The organism is Emcibacter nanhaiensis (assembly GCF_006385175.1).
GTDB lineage: Bacteria > Pseudomonadota > Alphaproteobacteria > Sphingomonadales > Emcibacteraceae > Emcibacter > Emcibacter nanhaiensis.
Window position 1 is genome coordinate 532,454 of record NZ_VFIY01000004.1, and the last position, 19,835, is coordinate 552,288.

Below are 19,835 nucleotides of genomic sequence, written 5' to 3' on the forward strand. Positions count from 1 at the left end.
AGATGGCCAGCTGGACAAAAAACTGGCCCGCCTCCCCCCTGCATCCGGCCTTCGTCATCTCCACCTGGTTCTACAGCGGCCTGATGCCGAAAGCCCCGGGCACCTGGGGATCGCTGGCCGCCCTGCCCTTCGCCTGGTTGTTGATCGACCAAGGAGGCATAGCCGGTCTCGGTATTGGCATCCTCCTGTCCTTTATCGTCGGCCTCTGGGCCAGCATGGTCTATATGGTGGTGTCCGGCCGTGCCGATCCGGGCGAAGTCGTGATCGACGAAGTCTGCGGGGTCTGGATTACCTGCCTGCCGCTGGCCCTGCTCCCCGGCCCGGTGGAGACAGAAGACTGGGGCATGGCCTTTGCCCTGTTCCGGCTGTTTGATATCCTGAAACCCTGGCCAATCCGGATTTTCGACCGGAAACATTCTGCCTTTGGTGTTATGATGGATGATGTGGTCGCCGGCATCATGGCGGCTTTGCTACTGTGGGGATACAAACTCTATGTTTGATGATGAGCTCGTTTCACTGGCCACTGAAGTTCTGGACCGGGCGCGCGCCAAGGGCATCCATCTCGCCTCCGCGGAATCCTGCACCGGCGGCCTGATCATGGGCTGCCTCACCGAAATCGCCGGCTCCTCAGACGTGGTCGACCGCGGCTTTATCACCTATACCAACCGGGCGAAAATGGAGGTGCTGGGGGTGCCGGCCGATATCATCCGCGACCACGGCGCCGTCAGTGAAGCCTGCGCCCGGGCCATGGCCAACGGCGCCCTTGCCGCCTCCTCCGCCACCATCGCCGTTGCCGTTACCGGTGTCGCCGGTCCCGGGGGCGGATCGGTGGAGAAACCGGTGGGACTGGTCCATTTCGCCGCCAGCCTGCGCGGCGGAGAAACCCGCCCGCTCGAAAAGCGTTTCGGCGATATCGGACGGAGCAACGTACGCCGGGAAACCGTGCACAGCGCGCTAAATCTCTATCTGGAATTAATTGAGCTCGTTTAGATCCGGCTCGGCCGGGACAATCTTTTCCGGTTTCTGGTCAAGGATTTGCCGGGCATTGACCAGGATTGCCAGGTTCCAGACAACCAGGCCGAAAATAAGGCTGGCCGGAATCAGGCGTTCCAGTCCCAACAAGCCCACAACGGCAAAAATAAACGCGAAGCAATCCCGCTTGAAAAAATAGTTGAGGTTATTGAAGGTGGAAAGCCAGAACGGGCTGTGCGCCAGTCGGGTGCGGATGGTCTGGGCCAGGATATCAAAACTCCCGCCTCCCGGGCCAAAATACAGCAGCAATGTCATCATCAGGATACCGGTCAACACCAAGGCAATGATATACCCACTGTAATAGAGGAACTCCACCCCATAGAAATTCCACAACGCATATTGCAACCCGACCATGAACAGGACATTTGCCGTCATATCCAGGCCCGTATCCAGTTTCGCACCGAAAGCTGTCTTTTTATAGGTGGAGCGGGCTATTTCCCCATCCACACCGTCCAGCACGGAAACCAAGTGAAACAACAGGCAGCCGCCGACGATGGCAAAATGGTGATCCGAGGTCAGGACCCAGACCATGACCAGTGACAATAGCCCCGTCAGCCAGGTAAACAACATGGGGGAAAAATCCGCTTTCGCCAGCTGGCGACTGATCAGCCCCGAAACCGGTCGGTTCAGGGTTCTGGACACCAGGCCGTCGGTCTCCTTGGACAGGGAGGCAAAGATGATTTTTTCCAGTTCCGCGCGGCTGTATTGCGCTGCCGGATAGCCACCTTCTGTCGACAATTCGCAGCTTTCGGTGACACCCGCCAGTTTTTCCCTGAGAACGCAATCAGTGAAAACCACGCCATCCTGCAACGTCACGCAGGGGATATGTGGGGCCAGATTATCTTCCAAATCCTTCAAGGTTCGATAGATATGGATTGTTGAGTTGTTTTCGTTGGCCATCGCCGTCAACTGCCAACCGGTTCCACCAAGCTGGAAGATGTCTTCGAAACCAAGATCGCAAAGTTGTTTAAAAAGACGACGCCTCAGCGTCATATTGAGGATCGGCAATTCTCCCTCCGGTGAGGAAATGATGCAGACTTGCAGCTGCTGTCCCAGAGACTGAATTTCCGACCCGGTCCTGATCATTGCCTGCTCCCTCCTGCCGGCAACAGGGACCTGATCCTGGATCTTTCGCTTGAAGAGGATAATAGATAGATTATGGAAAAATAGGCGGGAAGCACAATGAACAGGCCTGCAAGCACGCCTCCGATGGTGTTTAGTGCAAAACTCTTCTCACCCATACTCAAGATCAAAATCGCAACTCCGCCAGCACATAGTGGTCGTAGCAGTCTAGCATCCAACGGGAATATTTCAAACAGTCTCCTGACGATGGCGATCCGCAGGATATTCATCACCACATAGGTGATGAAAATACTGAGGGCCGCTCCCTCGCCTCCGTACCGGCTGGTCAAAAGATAACACAGCCCAAGATGCAGCGGCAGGATGACAAAAATGATCACCGGATTAACGGCCGGTTTCTTGTACAGCAGCAGCAACTCGGAAATTCCGAGCGAGCCATTTACCGCATCCCCCAGGATAATCAGCGACAGCATAATGCCGGCGGCAGAAAATTCAGAGCCGAACAGGGACATCAGGGCAGAGCCGTAGAAAAACAGCATTACGACAATAATCACCTGGATCGACGCCATCCAGTAGCTGACCTGCGCCATTTCGCTGACGGTCTTTTTCAAATCGTCGGTTTCCGCGGACTGGGACAGAACCGGCTCGAGGATCGGATCGAAACTCTGGCGGATTTTCTTGACTGTGGTCGCCACCTGCAGCGCCATGCCGTAAATCCCGACGGTGGTGCTGCCGGTCAGCCAGGACAGCATAAAGACGTCCACCCGCTGCAGGAAAAAATTCCCCAGATCGTAGATGGCGGTCGGGCCGGAAAAAGCCAACATGGAGCGGATCAGCGGAAAATCAGGCGCAAAGCCCCTGAAATGGGCAAAGGAAAACAGCCGGAAAAACCCGTACAGCGCCGAACTGAAAGACAGGGTAATCATGAACAGATAGGCCACCAGCAGCCCCTGTTCCCTGAGGCCGGAAAAATACAGCACTGTGCCTAGCCCCAACAGGCTATAGGGTTCCATGACGCTTTTGGTGAAAATCTCGTAGCGCATCAGCCGGAACGCCCGGGTCGAGGCCAGCAGGATTTCGGTCAGGGAATAAAGCAGGATCGCCGGCGCCAGGATCAGGGCCGCGCCGGCCATTTCCACCCCAAACAGCCGGTATAACAAGGGACTGCCAAGATAGGTGGCGAGCACGATCAATGCGGCAAAACCGAGTACAATCATCAGGCAGTTGAGCACTGCCTTGGCCGCTTCCGGCATGTTACGTTCGCGGATATGACCGTTGAGGAATTTGAAAATGGAGCGTTTGAACCCAAACACGGCCAGAACCGACAGGGTTTCCACATAGGTCACGGCAAAGACATATTGGCCGAAGATCCCGGCGCCATACAGATGTCCGGCCAGCAGCAGGAACGGCACCCGGGCACCAAGGCGAATGAGGAAGCCGCCGAAGTTGGCCCCTGCTCCCTTGGCGATATCTTTTTTGTTATCCTGGGTGACTTCTGCAGCGCTGTTCAAACGGAAACTTTCGTAGGTATTTGTTGTGGCTGCTTATTTGTTGCATGAAAATTACAGGAAATAAAGAGAGGTTTTAAATTCGCAATCGCCTCTGTCCTTTGGCGCTAGCCCCCGATCTATAGCCGTCAGTGAGCGTAAAACTGTAAAACCATTCCTCAAAACTGTCGGAATATTTTACAGTTCACAGTTCCCCAGAAATACTTTTATTCCACAAATACAAGCACTTAAATCATTGGCATAATATTTGCTTTACATAATATAGTTAAATTTAGTGGAGAGAGGGTAATGAGCAATATCATAAGAAAAATCGCCGTAGCCGTCGCAATTGCCGGCAGCATGTTCCTTGGAGCACAGGGCGCCTCTGCGACAGCGCTTGATGTCGGCACAACGAGCGGTGGTGGTTGTTGCAGTTTCGGCACACGCGGTTTCTGGTTCGAGGCGCCGACAGATTTCACCATTACGGGACTTTCCCTGCCGCTGGAAAGCGTACAGGACAGTACACTCGAAGTCGTACTTTTTAATTCCACACCGCCGACTTACACCAATACGACAAATGACTTTACCTCCCTCGGCTACTGGGAGGACGTCCTGTCCGTCGAAACCAATCTCTATTTCGAGACTGGCGATATCATCGGTATCCTGGGCTGGGCTGACGGTCGCACCCCGTACAACAATACTGGCGGAGACTATGCCTCCTCCCTTGGCGGTTTTAGCATTACCCTCAGCCGCCTTGGTTTCCAGGATCTAGGCATGGCCTACGACCTGTGGACTGAAGATGGAACGATCGGTGTGATCAATGTGGAATATGAACTCGGCCAGGTCGGCGACGTCGATGTTTCCGAACCGGCACAGCTGGCCCTGCTTGGCTTTGCTCTTGTCGGCTTTGGCCTGATGCGTCGTCGCAAAACCGCCTGATCTGACACCCGGAAAATTTCAAAAACACCTCCTCCTTCGAGGGGGTGTTTTTTTATACGCTGCCGTAAAGTTCGTGGGCCCGTTTCTCGAAGGCCTGGATCATGTGACTGACGGCTTCGGAAAAAAGGGCGCCAACCATTTTCTCGAACAGCCGGTTCTTGAATTCAAAATCCACCAGGAAATCAATATGGCAGCCGCCGTCGTCCCGCGCGGTAAACTCCCAGCGGTTGACCAGATATTTGAGCGGTCCCTTGATATATTTCACCTCGATCGAGTCATCCTCGAGATGAACCTGGGAGGTAAAGCGTTCCCGAAACATCTTGAAGCCGATGATCAGGTCCGCATAGAAATCCTTGTCATTGCGGTTATAGACCCGGACTCCCTGGCACCAGGGCAGGAAGTCCTGATAGGACCCCACATCGGCCACCAGATCATACATCTGCTCTGCCCGGTACGGCAGATCGCGCCTGTCTTCAAACCTGGGCATCAGTCTTCTGAGGTGTCTGTCTGGTTGGGATTAAGCCGGGCCATTTCCTCGATATCCACCGGCGCATCCCCGGAGCGGAGCGCCCGGGCGCCTTCCTTGGCAAGTTTTTCCTCACGGGCAGCTTTGAGCTTTTCAAAGTCGGAACCGGCGTGGTGCGAAGACCGGGTCAGCGGCGAAGCTGACACCATAAGGAAGCCCTTGGCCCGGGCCACCTTGGCATATTTGTCGAAATTGTCCGGCTTGACAAACTCTTCCACCGTGGCATGGCGCGGGGTCGGCTGCAGATACTGACCGATGGTGATGAAATCCACATTGGCGGAGCGCATATCGTCCATGACCTGATGGACTTCCTGCCTGGTTTCACCCAGGCCCACCATGATGCCGGATTTGGTGAAAATGGTCGGGTCCACTTCCTTGACCCGGTCCAGCAGGCGCAGGGAATGATAATAGCGGGCGCCCGGACGGATGCGGGTATAGTTGCGCGGCACCGTCTCCAGGTTATGGTTGAACACGTCGGGACGGGCCTCGATCACCTTTTCCAGCGCCCCCGGCTTGTTACGGAAGTCCGGGGTCAGGATTTCGATGGTGGTGCCCGGTGCTTCCTCGCGCAGCCGCCTGATCACTTTGACAAACTGGTCGGCGCCGCCGTCCTCCAGGTCGTCGCGGTCAACAGAAGTGATGACGATATGGTTGAGTCCCATCTTGCCGGCGGCAATGGCTACATTGTCGGGCTCGAACGGATCAACCGGATTGCCCTTGCCGGTCTTGATGTTGCAGAAGGCGCAGGCCCGGGTGCAGGTATCGCCGAGGATCATCACCGTGGCATGCTTCTTGTCCCAGCATTCGCCGATGTTGGGACAGGCTGCTTCCTGGCACACCGTATGCAGGTTCAGGTCCTGCATCATCTTGCGGGTTTCATGATAACCTTTGGACACCGGGGCTTTCACCCGGATCCATTCCGGCTTGCGGACACGGCTTTCATTATCCCGGATCGGGGTTACTTTATCGCCTTCACTGCTCACAACGATGTTTCCTGTTCAGTTTGACTGGTCGGCCCTAAAAATGGAGAGCTTTCCCGTAGGCGTCAAGCACTGATTCATGCATCATTTCGGAAAGTGTCGGATGCGGGAACACCGTATGCATCAGTTCGGCTTCCGTGGTCTCCAGCGTGCGGGCCACCACATAGCCCTGGATCAGTTCTGTCACCTCTGCGCCAACCATGTGGGCGCCCAGCAATTCACCGGTCTTTTCATCAAAGATGGTCTTGATCATGCCTTCCGCTTCGCCCAGGGCGATGGCCTTGCCGTTGCCGATAAAGGGGAAGCGTCCGACCTTGATCTTGAGACCTTTTCCCTTGGCGGCTTTCTCAGTCAGGCCGACACTGGCGACCTGCGGCCGGCAATAGGTACAGCCCGGGATATTGGACTTGTCCATCGGGTGCAGGTCCTTGATCTCCTTGTTGCCGAGATCCTTGGCGATTTTTTCCACGGCGATGACACCTTCATGACTGGCCTTGTGAGCGAGCCACGGTGCGCCGGTCAGGTCGCCGATGGCATAGACCCCCTTGACGCCGGTATAGCCCCATTCGTCGGTGACCACATGGCCACGGTCCACCTTGATGCCATTTTCCTCGAGGCCGATGCCTTCCACGTTACCGGTAATGCCGATGGCAAGGATGACTTTTTCCACTTCAATGGTCTGGGCCTTGCCGGACTTATCCTCGACCGTACAAACCACACTGTCTTTTTTCTTGTCCAGCTTGGTGACAGATGCATTGGTCATCAGGTTCATGCCCTGGGCCTTGAACGACTTGGCGGCAAAGGCAGAGATTTCCTCATCCTCCACCGGCAGCACCCGGTCCATCATTTCCACCACGGTGACATCGGCACCAAGCTCGTTATAGAAGCTGGCAAATTCGATACCAATGGCGCCGGAACCGATCACCAGCAGGCTTTCCGGCATATCTTTCGGCGTCATGGCGTGCTTGTAGGTCCAGACCTGCTCGCCGTCGGCCTTGAGGTGCGGCAGCTCCCGCGCCCGGGCGCCGGTGGCGAGGATAATATGTCCGGCTTCCACATCGGCGACCTTGTTGCCGTTTTTTTCAACAGCGATATGACCCGGCTTGACCAGCTTGCCATAGCCGTCAATGACGGTGACCTTGTTCTTTTTCATCAGGCCTTTGACGCCGGAGTTCAGCTGCTTGGCGACGCCGCGACTGCGCTTGATCACCGCTTCCAGGTCAAAGCTGACATTGTCGGCAGAGAGGCCGTAATCGGCCGCATGCTTCATATTGTGATAGACCTCAGCGGAGCGCAGCAGCGCCTTGGTCGGGATACAGCCCCAGTTGAGGCAGATACCGCCGAGATGCTCAGCTTCCACCAGCGCGGTTTTGAGGCCGAGCTGGGCGGAACGGATCGCTGCCACATAACCGCCAGGACCGCCGCCTACGACTACGAGATCGAATTTCTGTGCAGACATTAAACTTCCTCCTACAGCAGCATGGTGGACGGTGTTTCAAGGAACATTTTCAGGGCTTCGAGGAACTTTGCCCCGACCGCGCCGTCAATGGCCCGATGGTCACAGGCCAGGTTCACGGACATGACTGTCGCCGGCACCATTTGTCCGTTCTTGACCACAACCCGTTGTTCGCCGCTGCCCACAGCCAGGATCGCTGCCTGCGGCGGGTTGATCACAGCCTGGAAGGTCTTGATCCCGAACATGCCGAGGTTGGAGATGGAGAAAGTTCCGCCCTGGTAATCTTCCGGCATCAGTTTGCCGTCACGGGCTTTCTTGGCCAGTTCCTTGGTCTCGTCGGAAATCTGGCGCAACCCTTTATGTTCAGCGCCGCGGATGACCGGGGTCACCAGGCCGCCGTCAATGGCGACCGCCACGGAGACATCGGCGCGCTCAAACTGGCGCATCACATCACCCATAAACTGGACGTTGGCTTCCGGGACTTTCTTCAGCGCCAGGGCGCAGGCCCGGATGATGAAATCGTTGACCGACAGCTTATACTCGTCGTTGCTGATCGCGTTGAGCTGTTTGCGGGCTTCCAGCAGGTTATCCAGTTCGATATCCACGCCGAGATAGAAGTGCGGCACGTTCTGCTTGGATTCCGTCAGGCGCTTGGCGATGGTCTTGCGCATACTGGACAGCTTGATTTCGTGATAGGGTGCTTCGCCGCCCATCTCAACCGCCCCAAATGCAGCAGCAGCCGGTTTGGCACTGGGCACAAAGGCTTCCACGTCACGCTTGATGATACGTCCGCGCGGACCACTGCCGGTGATGGCGGAAATATCATAACCCTGCTGGGCGGCAATGCGGCGGGCCAGTGGTGAGGCAAATACCCGGTTGCCGGAGGCTGCCGGAGTAGCTGCAGCCGGGGCCGGTGTAGCGACAGGTGCCGGTGCTTCTTCGGCTTTTTCAGCAGGAGCAGCCGCGGCGGGAGCCGGAGCAGAAGCCTCATAGCCTTCCAGCGCGGAGGCATCTTCGCCTTCTTCCAGCAGCAGGCCGATCAATTCGCCCACCTTCACCTCTTCGGTTCCTTCCGGCACCAGGATTTTGCCCATAACGCCTTCGTCGATGCTTTCAAATTCCATGGTCGCCTTGTCGGTCTCGATCTCGGCCAGGATGGTACCGCTTTCCACGGTATCCCCTTCCTTGACGGACCAAGTGGCCAGGGTCCCGCTTTCCATGGTCGGGGACAGGGCCGGCATACGTAATTCGATTGGCATATCTTCTCTCCCCTCAGTCTTTGTAGCAGACGGCTTTGGCGGCCTTGACCACCTTGTCCGCGTTGACAAGAGCAAGTTTTTCGAGGTTGGCGGCATAAGGCATGGGCACATCCTCGTTGGCGCAGCGGGCGACCGGTGCGTCCAGATAATCGAAGGCCTCTTCCATGATACGGGCCGACAGTTCCGCCGTAACACCGCAATTGGCCCAGCCTTCCTCAACACAGACAACCCGGTTGGTTTTCTGTACCGAAGCGACGACAGTTTCCATATCCAGCGGCCGGATGGTGCGCAGGTCTATGACCTCGGCGCTGATCCCCTCTTCCGCCAGCTTATCCGCGGCCGCCATGCATTCGCGAACGCCGATGGAATAGCTGATCAGGGTCACATCGGTTCCCGCACGGGCCACCTTGGCCTTGCCGATCGGCACGATGTAATCATCCACCTCGGGCACTTCAAAGCTCTGGCCGTACACAATCTCGTTTTCCAGAAAGATCACCGGGTTCGGGTTACGAATAGCGGACTTCAGCAGACCTTTGCAGTCGGCCGCATCATAGGGCGCGATCACGATCAGGCCCGGCACATGAGCATACCATGAGGCATAGTTCTGGCTATGTTGGGCCGCCACCCGGGCTGCAGCGCCGTTGGGGCCGCGGAACACCATGGGACAGCGGATCTGGCCGCCTGACATATAGTTGGTCTTGCCGGCCGAGTTGATGATCTGGTCGATGGCCTGCATGGCGAAGTTAAAGGTCATGAATTCCACAACCGGCTTCAGTCCCGCCATGGCGGCGCCAACCCCGAGGCCGGTAAAGCCGTGCTCGGTAATCGGCGTGTCAATCACCCGGCGGGGGCCGAATTCATCCAGCAGCCCCTGGGTCACTTTGTAGGCGCCCTGGTATTCAGCCACTTCCTCCCCCATGACAAAGACGTCACCGTCCTTGCGCATTTCTTCCGCCATGGCGTCGCGCAATGCCTCACGCACCGTCATGGTCTTGAAGGTGGTGCCTTCCGGCAGGTCCATTTCCTCCGGTGCCAGGGAGACCGGCGCAGAGGTTGCGGCTGGTGCAGCGGTTTCATCTTCTGCGGCTGCGGCGGCAGGCGCGGCTGCCGGTGCGTCAGACAGATCGTCGAGTGCGGAGGCGTCTTCGCCCTCTTCCAGCAAAACTGCAATCCGGGTGCCGACGGCTACTTCCTCGGTTCCTTCCGGTACAATGATTTTGCCGACCACGCCTTCTTCGTCAGTTTCCAGTTCCATGGTGGCTTTATCGGTTTCAATTTCGGCCAGTACATCACCGGCAGAGACCTTGTCCCCTTCCTTCACATTCCATTTGGCGACAGTGCCGGACTCCATGGTCGGCGACATGGCGGGAAGTAAAATTTCAATGCTCATCTTCGGTCTTCCTTCTTATTCTGCTGCCAGCACATCTGTGTAAAGTTCGGACGGATCCGGCTCAGGGCTTTCCTGGGCAAAGGTCGCAGCCTCGGCCACAATCGCCTTGATTTCCTTGTCGATAGCCTTGAGATCGTCCTCGGTCACCTTCTTGGTGTCGAGAAGGCGCTGCTTGACCTGATCGATGGGGTCATGTTCGGCCCGCATCTTCTGCACTTCTTCCTTGGAACGGTATTTGGCCGGGTCGGACATGGAGTGGCCGCGGTAACGGTAGGTCTTCATTTCCAGCAGGATCGGCCCCTTGCCGCTGCGGCACCATTCCACGGCCCGGTCGGCGGCTTCCTTCACGGCCAGCACATTCATGCCGTCCACGGCCTCGCCCGGGATTTTGAAGCTTTCGCCGCGTTTGTGCAGTTCGATTTCTGAAGAAGCGCGTCTTACCGCGGTGCCCATGGCATACTGGTTATTCTCAATCACGAAAATCACCGGCAGGCCCCAGAGCTCTGCCATATTGAAGGTCTCGTACACCTGGCCCTGGTTGACAGCGCCGTCGCCGAAGTAGACGACGGAAACATTATCATCCCCGCGATACTGATGGGCAAAAGCCAGACCGGCGCCGATCGGCACTTGGGCGCCGACGATGCCGTGACCGCCATAGAAGCCGTGATCCACACTGAACATATGCATGGACCCGCCCTTGCCCTTGGAGATGCCGCCGGCGCGTCCGGTCAGTTCCGCCAGGATAGCTTTGCTGTCGATACCGCTGGCAATCATGTGAGCGTGATCACGATAGCTGGTGATGATACTGTCGCCTTCCTTGAGGGCGGCCTGAATGCCGGTCACCACGGCCTCCTGGCCGATATACAGGTGGCAGAAACCGCCGATCAGGCCCATGCCGTACATCTGGCCGGCCTTTTCCTCGAACCTGCGCATCAGCAGCATGGTCCGGTAAAATTCCTGCAGTTCATCAGGACTTGCCGCATATTCCTTCTTTGCGGATGCCTTGGTTCGACTGCGGCGCGGTGATTTTGATTGCGATTTGATAGAGGATTTTGCCCTCGCCTTTTGGGGTGAAGCGTCGTTTGCCATGTTCTCCAGCCTATATTATCGAAGTTTTGTGACTTACTTTTACAATATTAATTGTTAAAAGGTATTGAAAAACAAGAAAAAAATAGAATTAACAACGAAATGGTTAATTCTATTTAGATTGTATAAAACCGTATATTATTTTGATTTGATATAAAATACAGAACTATAGATGGTTATTTGTAATAAAATTACGCAAATCAGGAAGATGTTGAATTTTCCAGAATGATTATTTCATCTTGGTGACTATATCCGAGATAACGCCGGCTTAATTCGTCCAGATAGTCCGGGTCGACATTTTCGCTGTTCAGCAGACCGATGTGAGATTCGAGCTCGGTGCGCACAGCATGGATGCTGTCATACTCTGCCTGCAAGGCATCGATGTCTTTCTGCAGCTCCACATGGGCCGGCAGACCGTTTTTGCCGTGAAGGGCGTGAAAGCCGAAATAGGACAGGACAAACAGGCTGGCCAGCGGCACAGCCATTTTCTGAAAGCGGTTGAGTATGTCCTGTATCTTTTTCATAGCCCCATCGAATCACACCCGATTCGCCGGGTCAAGCAATTTTGCTATTTTTTTTCTTTTAGAGTCAAAGTACTAGCTCAGCACACAACATCTGGTAGCAATAAGTGCCCCGGCCACCAGAAGATAATGCACCCAAAAGAAAAGCCCCGAAGAAAACTCCGGGGCCACGCAAAATTATTGATCGGCTGGTTTGTCAGCGCAGGATCGATTTTCCGGCATATTTGGCAGCCTCACCCAGCGCTTCCTCGATACGGATCAGCTGGTTGTATTTGGCCAGCCGATCGGAACGGGCCAGAGAGCCGGTTTTGATCTGGCCGCAGTTGGTGGCCACGGCCAGGTCGGCAATGGTGGCGTCCTCGGTTTCGCCGGAACGGTGCGACATCACAGAGGTGTAAGAGGCGCGATGCGCCATGTCGACCGCTTCAAAGGTTTCGGTCAGGGAGCCGATCTGGTTCACTTTCACCAGGATGCTGTTGGCAACACCCTTCTGGATGCCGTCAGCCAGGCGCACCGGGTTTGTCACGAACAGGTCGTCCCCGACCAGCTGCACTTTGTCGCCAATCAGGTCGGTGAGGATTTTCCAGCCGTCCCAGTCGTCCTCGGCCATGCCGTCCTCGATGGACAGGATCGGGAAGCGTTTGGTCAGGTCAGCGAGATATTCCGCCATACCTTGGCTGTCCAGGGACTTGCCCTCGCCGCTCAGCACATATTTGCCGTCTTTGTAGAATTCGGTGGAGGCCGCATCCAGCGCCAGCATGATATCTTCTTCCGGTTTGTAGCCGGCGGCTTCGATGGCCTGCATGATGAAGCTGAGGGCGTCTTCAGTGCCGTTCAGGTTCGGGGCGAAACCGCCCTCGTCACCAACGCTGGTGTTATGCCCGGCGTCAGACAGTTTCTTTTTCAGGGTATGGAAGATTTCCGCGCCCATGCGCACGGCATCGCGGATATTTTCCGCGGACACCGGCATGATCATGAATTCCTGGATGTCGATCGGGTTGTCGGCATGTTCGCCGCCATTGATGATGTTCATCATCGGCACCGGCAACACGCGAGCAGAAGGACCGCCGAGATAGTTATACAGCGGCAGCGCGGCTTCATCAGCCGCGGCCTTGGCCGCCGCCATGGACACGCCGAGAATGGCGTTGGCGCCGAGGCGGGCCTTGTTGGGGGTACCGTCCAGTTCGCACAGCACCTTGTCCAGCAGCACCTGCTCTTCCGCGTCCATGCCGGTCAGGGCGTCGTAGATTTCGCCGTTCACGGCTTCTACTGCCTTGAGTACGCCTTTACCCAGGTAGCGGGAGCCGCCATCACGAAGCTCTACCGCTTCATGGGCGCCGGTGGAAGCGCCGGAGGGTACTGCCGCACGGCCAAAGGCGCCGGTTTCCAGGGTTACGTCAACTTCAACGGTGGGATTACCGCGACTGTCGAGAATTTCGCGGCCGGTGATATCGATAATTGCAGTCATCTTGTCCTCTAAGGTTCTGGTGGTGGCTCTATACCAGTCTTGATTGTTTAACAGCTGCCCCGATGAAAGAGGCAAACAGGGGATGCGGTTCAAACGGCTTGGATTTCAATTCCGGATGGAACTGCACCCCGATATACCAGGGATGTCCCTCGAATTCGACAATCTCGGGAAGCTGGCCGTCCGGGGACAGGCCGGAAAACTTGAGGCCGACGGCCTCCAGCTGCTCCCGGTAGTTGATGTTCACTTCATAGCGATGGCGGTGACGCTCGGAAATGGCGTCGGTGCCGTATGCCTCATAAACTTTGGTTCCGGGAAGCAGGCGGGCCTTGTAGGCGCCGAGGCGCATGGTGCCGCCCATATCGTCTTCTTCGGAGCGGGTCTCGGTCCCCTTCTCTGTCTTCCATTCGGTCATCAGGCCGACCACCGGATTTTCGCAGGGACCGAATTCCGTCGAGCTGGCTTCCTTGATGCCAACCAGGTTGCGGGCGGCCTCAATACAGGCCATCTGCATGCCGAAACAAATACCGAAGTAGGGGATTTTATTTTCACGGGCATATTGAGCGGCGGCAATCTTGCCTTCCGCGCCGCGTTCGCCGAAACCGCCGGGTACCAGGATGCCGTCAACATTTTCCAGGTGGCTCGCCACATCCTCCTCGGTGAAAATCTTGGCGTCGAACCACTCGATATTGACCTTGACGTTGTTGGCGAAACCGCCGTGGACCAGCGCTTCGATCAGCGACTTGTAGGCATCCTTCAGCTCGGTATATTTACCAACCACGGCGATGGTCACTTCGCCTTCGGGATTATTCACATGATCGACAATCTCGTGCCATTTGGACAGGTCGATTTTCGTGTCGGCAGGATTGATGCCGAATGCGGACAGTACCTCGTCATCCAGTCCTTCCGCGTGATAGTTCAGCGGCACTTCATAGATGCTGGAAGCATCCAGGGCCTGGATCACGGAAGATTCGCGCACATTACAGAAAGAGGCGATCTTGCGGCGATCTGAATCCGGAATTTCATGTTCTGTCCGGCATACCAGCACTTCCGGCTGGATACCGATACTACGCAGTTCCTTGACGCTATGCTGGGTCGGTTTGGTTTTCAGTTCGCCGGCAGCGGCGATAAACGGCACCAGGGTCAAATGGACATAGATGACATTGTTGCGGCCCAGTTCGTTGCCGAGCTGGCGAATGGCCTCCAGGAACGGCAGGCTTTCAATATCGCCAATGGTGCCGCCGATTTCACACAGCACGAAATCCACATTTTCCGGTACATCGCTGGTGGCAAATTCCTTGATGGCGTCTGTCACATGCGGAATCACCTGCACGGTAGCGCCCAGGTAATCGCCCCGGCGCTCGCGCTCGATGATCTGCTGGTAAATACGTCCGGAGGTAACATTGTCGCTCTGGTGGCATGGCACTCCGGTAAAGCGCTCATAATGGCCCAGATCCAGGTCAGTTTCTGCCCCGTCGTCGGTCACGAACACTTCGCCATGCTGGTACGGGCTCATGGTGCCCGGATCCACATTCAGATAGGGATCAAGCTTGCGCAGTCTGACAGAATAGCCCCGGGATTGAAGAAGTGCGCCCAAAGCGGCGGACAGGAGGCCCTTCCCTAAAGAAGAAACAACACCTCCGGTGATAAAAATATAACGCGTCATGGGTCTTATATATTCCCGAACAAACTGATTTGTGTGTTTGGCTCAATGCCCACGAGGGGGCATTTACTCTGAAACAGGCACTTCAGGGATCTTGTTTTCTTCCACAGGCTGTTCTGTAGTCTGCTCAACCGGCTGATCCAGGACTGAACCCGTGTCAGTATCCTGTTTGGCCATGATGGCAAGAACGAGACTGGTGACGAAAAAGGCAGTCGCCAAAATTGCCGTTGTTCGGGTCAACAGATTAGCTGCCCCGCGGCTTGAAATCAACCCGGTTGGTCCCCCACCGATACCAAGGGCGCCGCCTTCAGACTGTTGCAGAAGAATGACAACAACCAGAGCAACCGCCAACATCAGATGTATAACAAGAATGACTTCTTGCATTTTAAAACTCTTTTTCTTTAAAGCTGATCATTAAATACCGTTCGGCTTTTACTCTATAGGATACCGGTTGGCTAGTTTTTTTTTGCCAACCGGCCCCCTCATTTATTTATTTCACTTAATCGTAGGCCTGAACGATGCCGTAAAAGCTGTCCGCTTTCAGGCTGGCGCCGCCAACCAGGGCGCCGTTGACATTGGCAACAGACATCAGTTCCCGGGCGTTTTCCGGCTTGACCGAACCGCCATACAGAATGCGGACGGAATTCCCGGCATCCCCGAAGCGTTCCGTCAGCACGTTCCGGATCGCCGCATGGACTTCCGCCACATCATCGGCGGTGGGGGTGCGGCCGGTGCCGATCGCCCAAACCGGTTCGTAGGCGATCACGGTATTGTCGGCCGTGGCGTCGGCCGGGATCGACCCCCTGACCTGTGATGTGACAACCGAAAGAGCATCTCCTGCATCACGTTCAGCTTCGGTCTCTCCCACACAGATGATTGCCACCAATTCCTCTTTCTGGGCGGCGTCCGCTTTGCTGCTTACCATTTCATCGGTTTCACCATGGTCGGTGCGGCGTTCGGAATGACCGACGATCACATAGCTGCAGCCTTGGTCCTTGATCATGGCAGCAGAGACATCGCCTGTGTGAGCCCCGGAAATATTGGCATGGCAATCCTGCCCCCCGATTTCAACCCGCTCGCCGGCAGCCTGTACAGACTGATGGATCAGGGTGAACGGCGGACAAATCAGCACGTCACAATTGGCACCGCCCCCGGCGATCAGGTCATTCAGTTTCTCAATTTCTGCAAGATTTGCGGCAACACCGTTCATTTTCCAGTTACCGGCAACCAGGGCCTTCGGCGTGGTCATGGATGATCTTCCTTCCAGTATTATTATGTAAGACCCACGTTCCCTATCAGAAATGTTCGGCTATTTCCACAGACTTTCATGAAAAAGGGCTTTGCGGGCGCTGTTTCCTGTTGCGAACAGGGGGGTAGCTTATTATCATGCCGAAAATTTCCGGGCCGGGGAACAATCTGCACCGGAACAAAGATCATGCAATCACACAGGTTCAGGTTAATGTTAAATTTTTTCCGTAGCGGACTTTCTTCTTATTTCACCCTTGCCCTGCTGGGCATTCTGGTTGCCAGTTTCGCGCTCTGGGGGATCGGCCGGGATGTCTTTCTCAAAGGTGGAAACAATATCGCCGTCATCGGGGAAGATAAAATCACCGCCCAGGATTATGCCCGCCAGTTCCAGGCCTCGCTCTATCGCGAACAGCAGAACTATAACGGTGAACTGACCCAGGACCTTGCCATTAAAATGGGCCTGGCCAACCAGGTGCTGCAGTCAGAGGTCAACCAGATGGCCTTTTACGAAGCCGCCCGCCAGGCCGGCATCCGGGTCTCCGACGAACGGCTGCGGAACTACATCACATCCCAGGACGTTTTCCAGAACGACCTCGGCATTTTTGATCGCTTCAAGTTCGAGCGCATTGCCCAGAACCAGGGCCTGACCTCCCCGGAATTTGAAGAGGTCTTGCGGCAGGACCTGATGCGCCAGGATTTTGTCGTCAGCCTGGTCACCAACATCCAGGTCCCGCGGGCCGCCCTGGAAACCATCTATAAATTCGAACGCGAAAGCCGCACTGCCGATGTGGTGACCATCCGCGCCACCGACATTACCGATGTCCCGGAAGCCGACGAAGATACTCTGAAAGCCTATTATGAGGCGCATTCCTCCCGCTATATGGCGCCGGAATATCGTACGGTCAATTATATCACCGTCACCCCCGACCAGTTTGTCGATGCCATCGACCTGGATGAGGAAGAAGTGCGGAACCTGTACGAAGACCGCCTGGACAATTACACAGTTGCCGAAAAACGGACCCTGCAGCAGCTGATCCTGGACAGCAAGGAAGATGCGGACGCCGCCTATGCCGACCTTCAGGCCGGCAAGCCCTTCCTCGATGTGGTTGACAAATACAGCGACCAGGCCATCGAGGATTCCAACATCGGTGCGCAGACCAGGAAGGATATTGAAGAGGTCTATGGTCCCGCCGCCGTCGACACCGTATTCGGGCTGTCCGGCGAAGGCTATTCCGCCCCGGTGGAGACCGATTTCGGCTGGTACATCTTCAATGTGATCGGCATCGAGGCCGGAAGCTCAAAAAGTTTTGAGGAAGTCAAACCCGAGCTCGAAAAAGAGCTGAAAAAGCAGCATGCCATGGACCACGTCTATGAAGTGGTCAACAAGCTGGAAGACGAGCTCGCCGGCGGAGCTCCGCTGACAGAGATTTCCGACACCCTCGGCATCGCGCTCAAAACCAGCGGCCTGACCGACCGCAACGGCTTTGCCCCGGACGGCAACCTTGCCCAGGGCCTGCCGGGCATCCCTGCCCTGCTGTCCCGCGCCTTTGAAACAGATCCCAGCGACGATCCGGTCCTTGACGAATCCGGCGACGATACCTTCTTCGTCCTGACTGTGGCTGAAGTCGTTGACGAACGCCTGCGCCCGTTTGACGAAGTCGCCGATGCGGTCAAGACCTCCTGGACCTATGACGAAAAGCTGGCCAAGGCCGAGGCGCTGGCCAACTCCATCATCGACCAGGCCGGTGACGGCAAACTGCTGGCCGTCCTGGCCAAGGATATCCAGGGCGCCACCATCAACACCGTGACGGTGACCCGTGACGACCGGACCGGCCAGGTTTCCCCGCAGGTAATGGAGGCGATCTTCACCGCCAAAACGGGGGAGATCACCTCGAGTCCGGCCGCCGACCAGAATGGATTCGTCCTGCTGCAGATCAAATCCAAAAGCATGCCGGAGGAAGTGCCGGAAAGCCTGCCGCAGCTGCAGGCCGCCATGCAGAGGGTTTACCAGAATGAAGTCCTCAGCGCCTATCGCAATTACCTGACCACGGCCCTGCCGGTTCAGGTCAACGACCGGGTTGTGAAAGCGGTTCTGGATCAGCTGTCCTCCCAGGCGGAACAGTAACAACACAGGAACCCAGGAATAACACGGGAACATCGCATGTCTGTCTTGCCGGATTTCGAAAGCTTCAAGGCTGCCTATGAGGCCGGAAAGCCCCAGCTCGTCTGGTCGACCCATGTGGCCGACCTGGAAACGCCGGTTTCCGCCTTCGTCAAGCTGGCGGGCGACGAGCCGTTCGGCAGCCTGCTGGAATCCGTGGAAGGCGGCGCCATCCGCGGCCGCTATACCTTCATCGGCCTCAAGCCGGACATCATCTGGCGCTGTACCGGCGATACACCGGAAATCAACCGCCAGGCCCTGACCCGCTGGGATGACGACACTGCCTTCGCCAAACTGGACAAGGGCTCGCTCGACAGCCTGCGCGACCTGTTTGAAGAATCAAAAATGGAGCTGCCGGAAGGCATGCCGCCATCCGCCGCCGGCCTGATCGGCTATATGGGCTATGATATGGTGCGGCTGATGGAAAAGCTGCCCGAGCCCAATCCGGACCCGCTCGGCTTTCCCGACAGCATCTTTGTCCGCCCGACCATCATGGTGGTATTTGATGCGGTCACCGACCTGCTGACCATCGTCACCCCGGTGCGCCCGGAACAGAGCGTGGACGCCAAGACCGCCTACCTGCGTGCCGAAGAGCGGCTGACTGCCATCGAGGATGCGCTGGAGCGGCCGCTGCAGATTCCCCGCCAGTCGCTGCAGCAAGACCTTGTGCTGGAGGAACCAACCTCCAACACCGGCAAGGAGCGCTATTTCGAGATGGTGGAAAAGGCCAAGGAATATATCCGCGCCGGCGACATTTTCCAGGTGGTGCTGTCGCAACGCTTTTCCTGCCCCTTTGACCTGCCGCCCTTCGCGCTGTACCGGGCGCTGCGGCGCACCAATCCCTCGCCGTTCCTCTATTACCTCAAGTTCGGCGACTTCAGCGTCATCGGCTCGAGCCCGGAAATCCTTGTTCGCCTGCGCGACGGCGAAGTCACCGTGCGCCCGATCGCCGGCACCCGGCCGCGCGGCAAGACCGCGCTCGAGGACAAGAAGAATGCCGAAAGCCTGCTCAACGATCCCAAGGAGCTGGCCGAGCATCTCATGCTGCTGGACCTGGGCCGCAACGATGTGGGCCGGGTGAGCAAGGTCGGCACCGTCGAGGTCACCCAGCAGATGATCATCGAATATTATTCCCATGTCATGCATATCGTCTCCGACGTGCGCGGCGAGATCAGCCCGGAATATGACGCCCTCAAGGCGCTGGCCGCCGGCTTCCCGGCCGGCACCGTCAGCGGCGCCCCCAAGGTCCGGGCCATGGAAATCATCGACGAGCTGGAAGTGGAAAAACGCGGCATCTATGCCGGCGGCGTCGGTTATTTCTCGGTCGACGGCAGCATGGACACCTGTATCGTGCTCAGGACCGCCATCGTCCGTGACGGCATGATGTATGTGCAGGCCGGGGCCGGCATTGTCGCCGACAGCGATCCGGCCAGCGAATATGCCGAATGCCAGCACAAGGCCCGGGCCCTGTTCCGCGCCGCCGAAGAGGCCATCAACTTCGCCGGCCAGGCCGAGCGCGGCCAGTAACTTTCAAAAATAGTT

General features: G+C 56.7%; 18 protein-coding genes. 5 read left to right on the forward strand and 13 right to left on the reverse strand.

Translation table 11 applies throughout. The features are described 5' to 3' along the window. Positions 1–2 precede the first annotated feature (2 nt). Both FIV46_RS02965 and FIV46_RS02970 read left to right on the forward strand, forming a co-directional pair. Positions 3–500 carry a phosphatidylglycerophosphatase A family protein gene (locus FIV46_RS02965; RefSeq protein WP_139938306.1) on the forward strand — a complete coding sequence of 166 codons (498 nt, stop codon included), beginning with the start codon at positions 3–5 and terminating at the stop codon, positions 498–500. Further along, entirely contained in the window at positions 493–990 is a 498-nt protein-coding gene (locus FIV46_RS02970) for a CinA family protein (RefSeq protein WP_139938307.1), read from the forward strand. The genes FIV46_RS02965 and FIV46_RS02970 overlap by 8 nt, the downstream gene beginning before the upstream one ends. Here the strand turns inward: FIV46_RS02970 and FIV46_RS02975 are convergent. Then, complete coding sequence (locus FIV46_RS02975; RefSeq protein WP_139938308.1) at positions 973–2,118, reverse strand: CDP-alcohol phosphatidyltransferase family protein; 1,146 nt, start codon at positions 2,116–2,118, stop codon at positions 973–975. The genes FIV46_RS02970 and FIV46_RS02975 overlap by 18 nt on opposite strands. Beyond that, complete coding sequence (locus FIV46_RS02980) at positions 2,115–3,623, reverse strand: oligosaccharide flippase family protein (RefSeq protein WP_139938309.1); 1,509 nt, start codon at positions 3,621–3,623, stop codon at positions 2,115–2,117. Before FIV46_RS02980 ends, FIV46_RS02975 begins: the two co-directional genes overlap by 4 nt. 285 nt (positions 3,624–3,908) lie before the next feature. Here FIV46_RS02980 and FIV46_RS02985 point away from each other — a divergent pair, with 285 nt between their 5' ends. Then, positions 3,909–4,538, forward strand: a complete 630-nt coding sequence (locus FIV46_RS02985; protein WP_139938310.1) for a PEP-CTERM sorting domain-containing protein — start codon at positions 3,909–3,911, stop codon at positions 4,536–4,538. Between the two features lie 52 nt (positions 4,539–4,590). Here FIV46_RS02985 and FIV46_RS02990 read toward each other — a convergent pair whose 3' ends face one another. From FIV46_RS02990 to tpiA, 11 genes are all read right to left on the reverse strand, one after another. Further along, positions 4,591–5,025 (reverse strand): type II toxin-antitoxin system RatA family toxin, encoded by a 435-nt coding sequence (locus tag FIV46_RS02990; protein ID WP_139938311.1) that lies wholly within the window; start codon positions 5,023–5,025, stop codon positions 4,591–4,593. After that, positions 5,025–6,047, reverse strand: a complete 1,023-nt coding sequence (lipA, locus tag FIV46_RS02995) for a lipoyl synthase (RefSeq protein WP_139938312.1) — start codon at positions 6,045–6,047, stop codon at positions 5,025–5,027. The genes FIV46_RS02990 and lipA overlap by 1 nt, the downstream gene beginning before the upstream one ends. Positions 6,048–6,081: 34 nt before the next feature. Then, complete coding sequence (lpdA, locus tag FIV46_RS03000; RefSeq protein WP_139938313.1) at positions 6,082–7,503, reverse strand: dihydrolipoyl dehydrogenase; 1,422 nt, start codon at positions 7,501–7,503, stop codon at positions 6,082–6,084. Positions 7,504–7,514: 11 nt separating this feature from the next. Next, positions 7,515–8,759 carry a pyruvate dehydrogenase complex dihydrolipoamide acetyltransferase gene (locus tag FIV46_RS03005; RefSeq protein WP_139938314.1) on the reverse strand — a complete coding sequence of 415 codons (1,245 nt, stop codon included), beginning with the start codon at positions 8,757–8,759 and terminating at the stop codon, positions 7,515–7,517. A gap of 13 nt (positions 8,760–8,772) precedes the next feature. Further along, positions 8,773–10,149 carry a pyruvate dehydrogenase complex E1 component subunit beta gene (locus FIV46_RS03010; protein WP_139938315.1) on the reverse strand — a complete coding sequence of 459 codons (1,377 nt, stop codon included), beginning with the start codon at positions 10,147–10,149 and terminating at the stop codon, positions 8,773–8,775. Between the two features lie 15 nt (positions 10,150–10,164). Continuing rightward, positions 10,165–11,238: a pyruvate dehydrogenase (acetyl-transferring) E1 component subunit alpha gene (pdhA, locus tag FIV46_RS03015; RefSeq protein ID WP_139938316.1), complete on the reverse strand. Its 1,074-nt coding sequence runs from the start codon at positions 11,236–11,238 to the stop codon at positions 10,165–10,167. 197 nt (positions 11,239–11,435) lie between these two features. Continuing rightward, positions 11,436–11,759: an FtsB family cell division protein gene (locus tag FIV46_RS03020; RefSeq protein WP_139938317.1), complete on the reverse strand. Its 324-nt coding sequence runs from the start codon at positions 11,757–11,759 to the stop codon at positions 11,436–11,438. A gap of 193 nt (positions 11,760–11,952) precedes the next feature. Continuing rightward, a complete protein-coding gene (eno, locus tag FIV46_RS03025) occupies positions 11,953–13,224 on the reverse strand; it encodes a phosphopyruvate hydratase (protein ID WP_139938318.1) in 1,272 nt (423 codons plus the stop codon). A 28-nt stretch (positions 13,225–13,252) separates the two neighbouring features. After that, positions 13,253–14,887, reverse strand: a complete 1,635-nt coding sequence (locus tag FIV46_RS03030; RefSeq protein WP_139938319.1) for a CTP synthase — start codon at positions 14,885–14,887, stop codon at positions 13,253–13,255. Between the two features lie 63 nt (positions 14,888–14,950). Then, positions 14,951–15,268: a preprotein translocase subunit SecG gene (gene secG / locus FIV46_RS03035; protein ID WP_139938320.1), complete on the reverse strand. Its 318-nt coding sequence runs from the start codon at positions 15,266–15,268 to the stop codon at positions 14,951–14,953. Positions 15,269–15,383: 115 nt separating this feature from the next. Beyond that, complete coding sequence (gene tpiA / locus FIV46_RS03040) at positions 15,384–16,133, reverse strand: triose-phosphate isomerase (RefSeq protein ID WP_139938321.1); 750 nt, start codon at positions 16,131–16,133, stop codon at positions 15,384–15,386. A gap of 210 nt (positions 16,134–16,343) precedes the next feature. Between tpiA and FIV46_RS03045 the strand changes: the two genes are divergently transcribed. Beyond that, complete coding sequence (locus FIV46_RS03045; protein ID WP_181163034.1) at positions 16,344–18,257, forward strand: peptidylprolyl isomerase; 1,914 nt, start codon at positions 16,344–16,346, stop codon at positions 18,255–18,257. Between the two features lie 36 nt (positions 18,258–18,293). Further along, positions 18,294–19,820, forward strand: a complete 1,527-nt coding sequence (trpE, locus tag FIV46_RS03050; protein WP_139938323.1) for an anthranilate synthase component I — start codon at positions 18,294–18,296, stop codon at positions 19,818–19,820. The last annotated feature ends 15 nt before the right edge of the window (positions 19,821–19,835 follow it).